General features: G+C 40.2%; 10 protein-coding genes. 4 read left to right on the forward strand and 6 right to left on the reverse strand.

Annotated elements, in window-relative coordinates:
- On the forward strand, positions 1-266 hold a 266-nt coding region (locus ACKLNX_RS10195), incomplete at its 5' end, for a hypothetical protein (RefSeq protein ID WP_412972278.1).
- A gap of 347 nt (positions 267-613) precedes the next feature.
- Positions 614-1,327, forward strand: coding sequence for an aspartate/glutamate racemase family protein (locus ACKLNX_RS10200; RefSeq protein WP_412972279.1), 714 nt, complete (start codon positions 614-616; stop codon positions 1,325-1,327).
- A gap of 98 nt (positions 1,328-1,425) precedes the next feature.
- Here the strand turns inward: ACKLNX_RS10200 and ACKLNX_RS10205 are convergent, their stop codons facing one another.
- The 6 genes from ACKLNX_RS10205 to ACKLNX_RS10230 form a co-directional block, all read right to left on the reverse strand.
- Positions 1,426-2,442, reverse strand: coding sequence for a hypothetical protein (locus tag ACKLNX_RS10205; RefSeq protein WP_412972280.1), 1,017 nt, complete (start codon positions 2,440-2,442; stop codon positions 1,426-1,428).
- Between the two features lie 82 nt (positions 2,443-2,524).
- The gene (locus ACKLNX_RS10210) at positions 2,525-4,273 is read right to left on the reverse strand and encodes a hypothetical protein (protein ID WP_412972281.1); all 1,749 of its coding nucleotides are present in this window, start codon (positions 4,271-4,273) and stop codon (positions 2,525-2,527) included.
- 117 nt (positions 4,274-4,390) lie between these two features.
- Complete coding sequence (locus ACKLNX_RS10215) at positions 4,391-5,479, reverse strand: methyl-accepting chemotaxis protein (RefSeq protein ID WP_412972282.1); 1,089 nt, start codon at positions 5,477-5,479, stop codon at positions 4,391-4,393.
- A gap of 352 nt (positions 5,480-5,831) precedes the next feature.
- Complete coding sequence (locus ACKLNX_RS10220; protein ID WP_412972283.1) at positions 5,832-6,776, reverse strand: AEC family transporter; 945 nt, start codon at positions 6,774-6,776, stop codon at positions 5,832-5,834.
- Positions 6,777-6,783: 7 nt separating this feature from the next.
- The gene (locus ACKLNX_RS10225) at positions 6,784-8,349 is read right to left on the reverse strand and encodes an AMP-binding protein (protein ID WP_412972284.1); all 1,566 of its coding nucleotides are present in this window, start codon (positions 8,347-8,349) and stop codon (positions 6,784-6,786) included.
- 287 nt (positions 8,350-8,636) lie between these two features.
- On the reverse strand, positions 8,637-9,161 hold the full coding sequence (locus tag ACKLNX_RS10230; protein WP_411695243.1) for a hypothetical protein: 525 nt from the start codon (positions 9,159-9,161) through the stop codon (positions 8,637-8,639).
- 204 nt (positions 9,162-9,365) lie between these two features.
- Here ACKLNX_RS10230 and ACKLNX_RS10235 point away from each other — a divergent pair, with 204 nt between their 5' ends.
- Both ACKLNX_RS10235 and acnB read left to right on the forward strand, forming a co-directional pair.
- Positions 9,366-10,529, forward strand: a complete 1,164-nt coding sequence (locus tag ACKLNX_RS10235; RefSeq protein ID WP_412972285.1) for a PQQ-dependent sugar dehydrogenase — start codon at positions 9,366-9,368, stop codon at positions 10,527-10,529.
- A gap of 200 nt (positions 10,530-10,729) precedes the next feature.
- Positions 10,730-13,342, forward strand: a complete 2,613-nt coding sequence (gene acnB, locus ACKLNX_RS10240) for a bifunctional aconitate hydratase 2/2-methylisocitrate dehydratase (protein ID WP_412972286.1) — start codon at positions 10,730-10,732, stop codon at positions 13,340-13,342.
- Positions 13,343-13,473 lie beyond the last annotated feature (131 nt).

Raw genomic sequence — 13,473 nt, forward strand, 5'->3', positions numbered from 1 at the left:
AACGTCATTCCCAACTTGATTGGGAACCTCACAAACCAACTAGAAAGCTTAAAAACAGCATTTTTCAGAATAATATCACTACGAAGATACGTCATTCCCAACTTGATTGGGAACCTCACAAACCAACTAGAAAGCTTAAAAACAGCACTTTTCAGAATAATATCACTACGAAGATACGTCATTCCCAACTTGATTGGGAACCTCCCAAACCAACTAGAAACCTTAAAAACAGTACTTTTCAGAATGATAAAACTGCTTTATTGTGAATTACAACCTTCACAAACTGATCTATTTTGAACAATTCTACGATATGCATAATGCAATTTTACGAGAAAAACGTTTGAAAAGTGGAACAGAGAATGGAAAAACCAACTGATAAATGAACGTAATCCGTGCTGGGTTGATCTTTACCCTTCATTGCTTTGTTAGGTATTAGGGTGCACTGAAGTTGTGGTTACGAGGTTCCCAATCAAGTTGGGAATGACGTTTCATTGTTGCAAACTAATAGTTAATTTGTTCGCATGTTACACGGTAGTGAACGTACAACAGGCAGGCATGCATAGATTCATTACTTTCCAGTATACAAAGCTGAATGTTTCCAACAGGAGTTAAAATGACACGGCCGACAAAAATGAAAACGATTGGCATCCTTGGTGGGATGAGCAATCAGGCTACGTCCGAGTATTATCGGATGATAAATGATCTCGTTAACCAACGACTCGGTGGTTGGGAAATTGCTGAAACACTTATTCAAGGTGTCAATTTTGGCAATATTGAATACTACGTGCGAAATGGACTTTGGGAAGAATCGCGAGTTTACATTGAAGAGAAGGCTAAGGGTGCTGAACTTGGTGGCGCAGATATACTGATATGTGTTAGCAACACGATGCATCGCGTGTTGGATAATATTGAACAAATAGTTTCTATTCCCTTTATTCATATAAGCGACCCTACGGGCTCGGCAATTAAGAAAGCAGGACTGAGTAAAGTTGGCATTTTAGGAACAAAGCCAGTTATGGAAGCCGATTATATTAAACAGCGTTTCAAGCAAAAATTTGCTGTTGATGTTATTTCACCGAATGAAAATGACCAAGTGATAGTGGACAGAATTATATTTGATGAATTAGTAAGAAGAGAGATCACTGACGCGTCAAAGCATGCCTATATAAAAGTTTGTGAGGACTTAATCTCTAAAGGTGCACAGGGGATCATTCTGGGCTGTACCGAAATTTTCTTATTATTAAAACCGGAAGATCTTCCACAAGTACCAATATTTAACACAACAGAATTACATGCCAGAGCAGCGGTCGATTTGGCTTTAACTTAAGATAAAGTTGACTGATAAAAAAATGGCCCCATCAATGGCAAGGCGGTTACTTAATTTGTGCTAAGGCGAGTTTTTGAACTCGCCTTATTTTTTGTGCGCTAATCAGGTAGTTGATTTAGACAATCATCATCATCAAAATCACATAATATACCTAGAGTTGTAATTTCACTCTTCAACACTGGCCTCTCAAGCAAGTCAGATACGAAGTCAGTCATCAAATCCTGACTTAATAGGGCAACCATTTCGAAATGATTTAACTCTCCATAAATATTTACATCAACATTATCATTTTGAATAGCGTTAAAAGCAGCATGCTCAATAACCCTATCTTTATTAGACGTATAGATAAATGTAGGTGATTTCGCTCCATTCAGTTTTGCTATTAAATCACGATCTTTTGATGTTGTTCCTGACTTTTCATAAACAATTTGAATTGCATCCTCAAGCGTGCCTTGAGAGATAAATGTTGCGTATATCTTATCTCTATAGAACATGTCGTAAATTGCTTTAACTGAATAGTCAAAGTCGGTCATTGGTGAAACTAAATAGAGTTTCGCATTGTCAATTTGCTTCTCAACCTCACTTGCTGCTAGTGCACCCATTGAAAATCCAACAAGGTGCACTTTTGTGGGGTTTAACCTATGAATTTCTGCAACAATAGGAGGTGCGTAATTTAGACCAAAATTAAATGTGTCTGTGTTTTCAGCGCTAGGTATAACGATAACTTCTGCGCCCGTCATCTGTTGTAACCATAATTGATGTATATATAAGACTTGAGTGGGTTGGCTGTATCCAGTAAAGAGTAATATCAAATGGTTTGCGAGTGGTTTGGCGGTTTCAACATCGTCATTTTTGGCTTCGTAGCGCCAAATCTTATGATTATCATTGATATGAAACGTAAATTTTAGACTGTGATCACCTGCGGCAGACTCACCTAAACCTATTGCTTTAACACAGTAATTATTGCTATCACACAATTGTTGCTCAACAGTCCCATCTGAGATATTGCCCTCTACGTTAGATTTTTTTTGGCTTGTTATTTGATTAGCGATAAATGAAGCGCAACCGCTCAAGCTAATGAATAACAGCCCTATAGTAAATCCTTTTACAATCATTATTACTTTTCCTCTAAAACTCTCGATGCAATACAATATCATGGATTTCTTATTATTAACCAGTGAGTTGCAATGTCTTAAATCACTTTTCAAAATATACAATACTCTCTAATCTGATTGGTCTCTTTGCCAAACCAAGTCTCATAGCTGCTGTTTTCCCATCTTTTGCCTTTAAACAATAATTGTAAAAGAGCCGCACAATCTCCATGACCTTCAAATATGAATAAGGGTCATAGGCACTGTACCCATGCCATTTGCGGCGCTCGCTTGATGCTACAGACTTACTCCGCTCAAGAAGACTTACTCGGCGTCTAACGAACATGAAAAACCTATCTATTGCGGCAAGAGAAGAAGGTTTATATAGCTCAGATTGCTCTTGAATGGATAGGTGCGTTATCGGTGTTAACGCGGCCACTAATTTCTCTGGTTCAGGCATTGTAAAATGGGGATGTCTAAGCCACATTTGCTTACTAAAGGGGATAAGTTTTGCCTGAGGTATATTTTGTCGAAGCATGCTAATAATTGTATTGTATCTTTCCGTACCAGTAGCTGATCTGAATGATTTGCCAGCGATGACTCTAAATGCTTTATAAAAATCTTTTACGATTTCTTTTTTTTCATCAACGGTCAATCCTGTCCTGTTTTTGACATAAAATGCATGAGCTGAACCATTTGACACACGCTCTTTATTGGCAAGCATAAATGCATTTCTTATTCCGGCTTCTCTATCAAGCGAGTAATGCACTTGTTTCACATTTCCCAAAAGCCTTGCTACTAATAAGAAGTGCGCATACATGGTGTACTCACTGTGAACCAAAGCACCTTTATCGGGGAGTTTTGTAGTACCGTCTAATATCTCGGCTTGTTCAAATGAACTATTTTCAAGCTTAGATAGGCCTTTTATATGCTCGTGAGTCGACATGCTAAGCTCTTCATTATGATAACGTTGTAACCATAGACGTGCATGAGGTTGAAGGTGTGGCGGCGTAATTTTAGGGTTTACTGCGCTGGCATCAATTTCAGCTGCCGTTCTATCTATTAATGGATCGTAATTAAAGTGGACGCCAAAAACATACCCACTGATATTGTCGGCGCTGCCTATCGCCCATAATTCAATGTTTCTTTTATCTTTACGATCACTCCAATTGCTAATATGTACCTGCCTATCAGTACAAATATCGACTTTTTGAGCATAGGAAGTTTTTAATAATCGAATTTCTCGCTCTCTAGCGAATGCTAAACTTTGCTCATAAAGCCAGTTTAACTTATCAAAGTAGGTTTTTGACGAAATGTCCAATATCTCGCACATACGCCTCATTGGCGTTTTATTAACTATATGCAGAAAAAAGCTTTTGTTTATCTCTGAACGTCGATGTTGACGCCGCTTATTACCATCAGAAAATGTCTTTTTACAAAGCTTGCATTGATACCTCGTGTTGCCTGATGTTTGACCATGTCTTTTATATAGATTAGCATTATCGCTAACTGACATAAGGTGATTATTACATTCGGTATTTGGGCAAGTGTATAAGGGTTCATGCAAATATGAGGATATACGGGACTCCTCCTCTAGAATACCTACATTAGATTTGATAGGAGTGATCTCGCGACACACTCTGCATTGGAGATTAGGTTCATTTCTGCCTGAACCCGATATTTTATAAAATGGGTTAGATCCTTTTCTTAAGCTGTATTCTACTGGATTGTAATCATGCGGATCGATACAGAAGTTTGCACAAGCAGGATTCTTGCATCCGTTTACCTGTAGGCCCTTTAACGCCTTTGGTATCGTCTCCGAAATCCTTGCGTAAGATTTTTTTTGTAATTCCAAAACAAAGCCCCATGCTGTAATTATATACAGTATGAGGCTTTCAATAAATTAACTCAAGCTATGAGCACAAATTAAGTAACCGCCTTGCATCAATGGAGCCCTTTACTTCTCAATTTCTTATTTTTCGGTTAGGTGAGCGATCTCATCTAACAACGCCATGACACGCTGGCTCGCACTTTCCATTTGTTGCAGAGACTTTATCGTCCTTTCATTGTCTTTTTTCGCAAACGCTTCAAGTGCTTTCATACCCTCATTGTGCACTTCCGCATGAGGTTGTTCTAAGCTTCTAAATGCACTAGCATTTGCATACTTTTTCGTAGCACTGCTGTCGTACCACTGACCTAGTCTACACGTTTTATGATTAGTAAAATCTTGCAGCGATTTATTACTTAACTCATGCAGTACTGCGTAAACTTCACTTTTCCATACAATGTGGTCTAATTTTACAGTCTGAATAAACGTAGCGTGTGCCGACTCCGCAATTGTCGATTTCATTTTATTGCTGCTTGCCACTATTGAAGTGTAATTCTCACTTAAGGTATTCACACCCATTGAGAGTGACTCATTGTTTTGCTTTACGTCTTCCGCTGATTCAACCGTTGTTTTAGTTGAAGAAATAATATTGCCAACCAGATCGGCAACCTCACTAGCGGACTTATTTGTTTCTGTCGCCAACGAGCGAACTTCGTCAGCAACAACACTAAAACCACGACCTGCATCACCGGCTCGAGCTGCTTCAATTGCGGCATTCAGTGCGAGTAGATTTGTTTGATCTGAAATACTTGTGATTGTGGAAACAAATTTATTAATATGATCAGCCTTCTCAGACAAGCCTGAAATATTGTCGGCCATGCCACTAATCTTTATGTTCAAACCGCTCATGGAACTCGCTATATCACTCAAAGAAGAAGAAGAAACATCGAATAGTTCGCTTATCTGTTCTACTGACTCGCTTTCTGACTGAAAATTTAAAAATGACTCAAGGACAGTCTGTCTTATGCCTTCGACTTGGCTTAAAGAGTCAAGCGTACATTTCACCAAAGACTTCTCGAATTCCGCATTCAAATTCGGCATGTTGAGCTCTTCGATGAGCACATTTTTTTCGGCTATTTGCTCAGCTAATTGGGAATTAGCACTATCTAATTGAGTTTTCAGTTCTGCATATTCTCGAGCTAACTTTTCGTAATTTGAGGCTAAGACAAACATTATAGTGTTCCATTAGTTAAGTAATTCATTTGTTAAGTCAGCTAGAAAATAGTGCATTTTGAGTACAAGAGCCTTACTAACTTCAGTTACGGTGGCTACTGTTGATGCTAAATCTTAAAAACGACTATTCATTAGGGTATGTTCATATATCGGTCAGTGTTGAAAAAAAATAAGCTCGAAAAGGTAAATAAAACTATAAATTGAGTAAGAGCAATATTGGTGCGCCTATACATACCAAGAAAATCAGGACGACGATGAGTATATTTTTTTTGCTTAGTTCAAAGTGATGCTTTTCTTGCTCTTGACTATTAGACATGTAAACACTCTGTCGGAATCATACGTTAAATTAGACTTACAAGTAAACTGCAATCAAAGTATAGCCAACAATCGTAATTGGTACTGATAAAATTGTACTGATAGCAATAATATGCGCCGCTAGCTTATGGTTACCGCCAATTTTACGAACCATAACGTAGCTAGCTGCTGCTGTAGGCGCAATTGACATTAGATAGACGACACCCAAGGTTATGCCCCTTATATCGAAGTAAATCGCCGTTAATACTATAAGACCTGGATAAATAAAGCACTTTACAAAAATACTTAAGGCCGCGGCTTTAGCATCTTCTCTGAAAGTTGAAAAACGCAACGCAGCCCCGGTACACAATAATGCTAAAGGCAATGTAAGTTGAGCAAAGTAACCAGCGCTGTTAAGTAGGATACTCGGTATTACAATATCAAACTTAGATACGGTAAGTGCGAGGACGATAGACAAAATAATGGGGTTACTAATAACACCTTTAAGTACGATCAAGATTGAGGTTTTACTATCTAAGTAAAAATTCAAGATCCCCACACTTATTACATTATAAATTATTGTAAGCGCGCCTAGGTAAATAGAGCCTAAAGCAATGCCGGCATCACCATATGCATTGGCGCAGTAAGCTAATCCGATTATGCCCATATTTGAACGAAATGCGCCTTGGATAACTACGCCACGGTCGCTTCGTCGCGCAACTAAGTAAGGACATATCAGCATTAAGACGAGACAAATTAAAATCGTCCCAGCGACACCGATTAATAACATGTCCAGTTCAGAGGTCAGATCTAATTGGCTTTTGCTAATTGTAGTAAACAACAGAGCGGGTAGTGCGAAGTTAAAAATTAATCGTGAAGCCCGCTCAACGAAGTCATCGCTCATTAAGCCCGTTTTATAGAGGCCATAACCGAACGCAATCAGTAAGACGACTGGTCCAATAACCGATAAAGAAAAATCTACGATAGAAAGATTGTCTAACACCAGATAATTATCGTAATTCTCTGCGCAATATCTTACCTACAGCAGATTTGGGCAACTCATCAATGACATGCAACTCTTTAGGTATTTTGTATCCTGTTAATAAATCACGACAATGACGAATGACATCATCTTTATCGATACCTTTACTACAAGTAACATAGGCACAAACACGTTCACCTGTTTTTTCATCTGGTTTGCCAACTACCGCGGCTTCAAGTATGTCGCTATGCTTGGTAAGCACGTCTTCGATTTCATTTGGATACACATTAAAACCAGATACGATAATCATATCTTTCAAACGATCAACAATTTTAATGCAGCCATCGGGCATTCTGACACCAACATCACCCGTTTTGAAATAACCGTCGGCAGTCATCACTTTTGCCGTCTCATCTGGGCGCTGCCAATAACCTTTCATTATTTGTGGACCCTTGGCAGCAATTTGTCCTTCTTTCCCATCAGCAACTGCTTGATCATTTTCATCTAACATTTGAATGTCTGTATTGGGTACAGGTAAGCCAACCGTACCTATATGTTCTGCTCCAGGCTCATTAAACGCTAAAACAGGCGATGTTTCTGATAAGCCATAACCCTCTGTGACAGAGCATCCCGTCGTTTTTTGCCATAGTTCAGCCGCTGAGCTTGTTAAAGCGGTTCCTCCAGACATGGTAAGTGTTAACTTACTGAAGTCTAACGATGGGAATTCAGGATGAGCACACAGTCCCATAAACAAGGTGTTTAGTCCTGCAAAAGCAGTAAATTTGTGTGGTTTAAGCTGCTGTACAAAGGCGTCCATATCTCTTGGGTTTGGTATCAGCACACACATTGCCCCTTTGGCAAATAATGTCATCATCGCAACGGTGAAAGCATAAATATGATAGAGCGGAAGAGGGCAAATAATAATTTCTCCGCCATCTTTAAATGCTTTGCCAAGGCGTCCTAACACTTGAATACTATTTGCTAGCACGTTTCTATGCGTGAGTTCGGCACCTTTCGAGACTCCGGTTGTGCCACCGGTATATTGTAGAACACAGGTATCATCTAATGAAATCTCAGGTCGAGCCGGGAGTTTTAGCCCGTGTGCTTCCTCAAATACTTGCATAAAGCATGTATAAGCCGAAGTTGATTTTTGCTTGTTCAACATTTGAGGAGCCGGTGTAACAACCACCGTTTGAATTTGCGTTTGCTCTTTTATCGACTCATATTTGCCGACAAAATCTTCGAGAATAACTAGGGCTTTGGCGCCCGAATCGCTAAATTGGTGGGCCATTTCGGTTGGTGTATACAGGGGATTAGTGTTTACCACTACCAAGCCTGCACGCAGTGCACCATAAACGGCAATTGGGTTTTGTAATAAATTAGGCAATTGAATAGCAATTCGATCGCCGGGAACCAAGTTTCCTTTTGCCAGCAACCAGGCGGCAAATTGAGCGGAATAACTTTCCATTTCAGCAAAACTCATCGTCTGACCTAGCGCGTTATAAGCCGGTTTATCGTCATATTTTTTGAAGGCTTCTTCGATGTAATCGGCAAGAGAATTAATATGAGAAGGGATTACTAATTGCTCGGTCATGTCACGTCCTTAGAGTATTGGTAAGTTTTGCTTTCGTTGGGTAGCGTATACGATGTCGTGTTTTATACAGATCTTTCGGTTATGCCTGTTACGAAAACATCGTACGTTTATTAAGATAATCTTAATTCGATGGAATTAACAATAAATTTACATGATAAACGCGTATTGATCTTATGTATCTAAAAAGAAAAATTGCACTTATAGATTTGTGGGAATAGCGCAACATTGACGGCGCTCCCCCTCGTTCAGGTTTTTAGTTAAGATTTGATTACTACTGTTTGAAGTACTTAAGCAAATCGGCTTCTAACTAGAGCAAAAGCGCCACCACCAATTGCCCCAGCGATACTTTGCGTGAACATCCCAGAAAAGCCGCGCGCACCAGCAATAATAGTGATGTTCATTATTGGCTGCATTGCCGCTAATATTGTAAATATTGCCACGGCGCCAGCAAGGGCGAATAGCCAAAGCTGCGTCTCGTTATTCGGCGATTGTTCAACCGACTCTTCTTTCTGTGATTTTGAACTGAGTGTTTTCGATATTAATCCAGCAATTGGCATGGCTATTAACATGCCGATAAATATGATTACACCATAACTGGGCAACAGGCCAAGGTAATCTTTAAACACGGTTTCTATTCTTATTGCGAACGGAATTTCAGCGCCTATAGCAATTAAATTGGATAATACGGATTGGGTATGTAACGTACTAGCAACGAAAAAAGTGACAAGTGCTGCAACAATGAGCTGCACCAAAAACTGTAGAAAGCGAGTGAATTTGCTTTTCTTAAACCTAGTTTTTTCGTTTATAGACACTGATGTATTCCTTTTTCCGTCTCGATATTAATTATCGTGTACTTATTAACTGAAGCATTTCAACTAATGCATTGCTACCGATATTGTGACTTGCTTAATATTGCTCAGTCACTATATTTTAATGCCTAGTGCTTATTTCTAATTCTTTTTGTTATGCTAACACTAAGATGATATCAACTGATATCTTTCTCTTCCTTAAGGATTATGATGCTTTTTAAAATACTCAGGCGGTTCACGGCGATACACATCGCTATCGCTTTATGTTTTTGCCAAATGGCCCATGCACAGGACTCTAAGCCTGTTACAGATGAAAGATTTGACGTCGAGCTAATTGTCGACGACTTACCTAAATCATGGTCAATTAACCTAGCTCCAGACCAACAAATCTACGTTGCTGACCGCGGGGGCAATATTCTTGTCTTCGATCAAAAATGGCAGCAAAAGAGTTATCAACCACCGATTACAGATATATACCCGGGTGGGCAAGGCGGTTTCCTCGATATCGCGTTTCATCCTAATTTCGAATCGAATGGGTGGATATACCTCAGCTATAGCTCGGGTAGCGAAGACGCAAACCGATTAAAAGTGGTGAGATTCAAGTTACCTAAAATAGGGAATGTCATTTCTAAAATAGAAGATGTGTTTGTCGTTAAATCAGATAAAAATACGCCAGTTCATTACGGCGGTCGATTGGCATTTATGGCTGATAATAGTCTTCTCATAAGTACTGGCGATGGTTTTGATTTTCGAGAGCAAGCTCAGGTCAAGAGCTCGCATTTAGGGAAGATTCTCAGAGTAAGTGATACGGGCCAAGCACTCGCCGACAATCCATTTTATAATTCAGCTAAGCCACTCAGTCACGAAGGCTACATATACAGTTTGGGTCATCGAAACCCACAAGCCCTTTTAGTCACCGAAACTGGATCGGTAATATCTCATGAGCACGGTCCAGCGGGTGGCGATGAGATTAATATCATTAAAAAGGGTGCTAACTATGGCTGGCCAATTATCACCAATGGACGAGACTATTCTGGTGCATTGATTACACCATTTACTGAGTATGAGGGCATGCAGCAACCAGACTATGATTGGACGCCTTCCATCGCACCTTCAGGTATGATCTTATATAAATCGTCAAAACTAGGCGCTTTGTCTAAACATTTAGTCGTAAGTTCTTTAAAATTCAAGCAGCTAAGAGCCTTAATGTTTGATGGTACTGAAATTTTAAACGAGCGTATTTTACTTCCAAACTTTCCTTTTCGTTTACGGGATATTGAACAGGATTCTGAAGGGAACATCCTATTATTAACCGATGGTGAGAGTGGTAAAGCTAATTCAACTAAAATTTATAAACTCGTTTCTGAGTAGTTGGTTCATAAACAAAAGCCATTAACATTATTAAAACAATTAGTTTGATGAATATCGGCTATAATTCGTTGCTAACGTTTTATCATTCAAATTCTTAACGTTAGGCGCTATAATGCGCCTCACATTTTACAATCAAGTTTATTCCTGCGGGTTCGTTTATTAAAAATATCGACAACCGGCATCAAAAAGAGGGTTAAATAGTGTTAGAAGATTATCGTAAACACGTAGAAGAGCGTGCCGCTGAAGGTATTCCACCAAAGCCATTAAATCCAGAGCAAGTTGCTGGTCTCGTTGAACTATTGAAAAACCCGCCTGCTGGCGAAGAAGAATTTTTGCTAGAACTCCTTTCAGAGCGTGTGCCTCCTGGTGTTGATGAAGCTGCTTATGTTAAAGCTGGCTTCCTAAGTGCCATCGCGAAAGGGGAAGAGAAGTGTGACTTGATTAGCCCCGATGCGGCGGTTCAATTACTTGGTAACATGCACGGTGGTTACAACATCGAAACTTTAGTTAGTTTATTAGACGATGATAACTTAGCGGAACTTGCTGCTGAAGAATTGAAACACACTTTATTAATGTTTGATGCTTTCCATGACGTAGATGAGAAGCACAAGGCTGGCAATAAATTCGCTACAGATGTGATGCATTCATGGGCTGAAGGCGAGTGGTATACTTCTCGTGAAGACTTAGCTGAAAAAATCACAATGTCTGTTTTTAAAGTAACAGGCGAAACAAACACTGATGACTTGTCACCGGCTCCAGATGCTTGGTCTCGTCCTGATATTCCGTTGCATGCCCGCGCTATGTACAAAATGACGCGCGATGGTCTTACACCAGAAGTTCATGGCGAAGTAGGTCCCTTGTCACAAATTGATGAAATTAAAGCCAAAGGTCACCCGGTTGCTTTCGTTGGTGATGTTGTTGGTACCGGTTCTTCACGTAAATCAGCGACTAACTCAGTATTGTGGTTCTTCGGTGACGATTTGCCGGGCGTTCCAAACAAGCGCGGTGGCGGTATTTGTATCGGCGGTAAAGTTGCTCCAATCTTCTTTAACACAATGGAAGATGCTGGCGCACTTGTATTTGAAGCTGACGTAGACAAATTAAACATGGGTGATGTCATTGATATTTATCCATTTGCCGGTGAAGTTAAAAACGCAGAAACGGGCGAGTTATTAACTACCTTCGAATATAAGTCAGACGTACTACTTGATGAAGTTCGTGCTGGTGGTCGTATCAACCTAATCATTGGTCGTGGTCTTACTGATAGAGCACGCGAAGCTTTAGGCTTAGAGCCGAATGACATGTTCCGTAAACCAGATGTACCAGCTGCATCGACTAAAGGTTTTACATTGGCGCAGAAAATGGTTGGTAAAGCTTGTGGCGTAGATGGTATTCGCCCAGGTACCTATTGCGAGCCAAAAATGACAACGGTAGGTTCTCAGGATACTACTGGTCCTATGACGCGTGACGAACTTAAAGACTTAGCATGCTTAGGCTTTACTGCCGATTTAACCATGCAGTCTTTCTGTCATACCGCTGCTTATCCTAAGCCAGTTGATATTGAAACTCAGCACACATTACCCGATTTTATTATGAACCGTGGCGGTGTTTCTCTGCGTCCAGGTGACGGTATCATCCACTCTTGGTTGAACCGCATGTTATTGCCAGACACAGTTGGTACTGGCGGTGATTCACATACTCGCTTCCCAATGGGTATTTCATTCCCTGCAGGTTCTGGTTTGGTAGCATTTGCTGCTGCAACAGGTGTTATGCCTCTTGATATGCCTGAATCAGTATTGGTACGTTTTAAAGGTAAAATGAAGCCAGGTATTACACTTCGTGATCTAGTACATGCGATCCCTTTATACGCTATCAAGCAAGGTTTATTGACTGTAGCTAAGAAAGGTAAAGTTAACGCATTCTCTGGTCGTATACTTGAGATTGAAGGCTTAGATAACTTAACTGTTGAACAGGCCTTCGAATTATCAGATGCCTCTGCAGAACGCTCTGCTGCCGGTTGTACGATTAAATTGTCTGAAGAGTCAATTGCTGAGTACTTAAACTCTAACATTACAATGCTACGTTGGATGATCAACGAAGGCTATGGCGACCCAAGAACACTTGAACGTCGTGCACGTAAAATGGAAGAATGGCTAGCGAATCCATCACTGATGAGAGCTGATGCTGACGCAGAATATGTTGAAACAATTGAAATCGACCTAGACGAAATCAACGAGCCAATCTTATGTTGCCCTAACGATCCGGATGATGCGAAAACATTGTCTGATGTTGCTGGCGATAAAGTTGACGAAGTGTTCATCGGTTCATGTATGACGAACATTGGTCACTTCCGAGCTGCCGGTAAACTGCTTGAGCAGTTCAAAGGTACATTGCCAACGCGTTTATGGATGTCTCCTCCAACTAAGATGGATGAAGCACAGTTGATGGAAGAAGGTTACTTCAACATCTACGGCAAAGCTGGCGTAAGAATGGAAATGTCAGGTTGTTCTTTGTGTATGGGTAACCAAGCTCGAGTGCTTGCAGGTGCGACTGTATTGTCTACTTCAACTCGTAACTTCCCGAATCGTTTAGGTGATGGTGCAAACGTGTATTTGTGTTCAGCTGAAATGGCGGCGGTAGGTGCAATTGTTGGTCGTATACCAACTGCTGAAGAATACATGGAATACGCAAGTAAAATCGAATCAATGAGCGGTGAAGTATTCCGTTACTTGAACTTCGATCGCATGCCGAAGTTCAGCACAGCAGCAACTGCAGCAAAAGAAAACATCATTCCAACACTCAATATCGCGTAACGCCGATAAAATGTTGATGAGGTAAGCGATTGTATTAAACAACGCTTACTTTTTATGATAAATATAGAACGCCGAGAACTTAATGATAGTTCTCGGCGTTTTTGTTTAAATATGCTTTATCACAACACTAC

Source organism: Glaciecola sp. MF2-115, assembly GCF_047250385.1.
GTDB lineage: Bacteria > Pseudomonadota > Gammaproteobacteria > Enterobacterales > Alteromonadaceae > Glaciecola.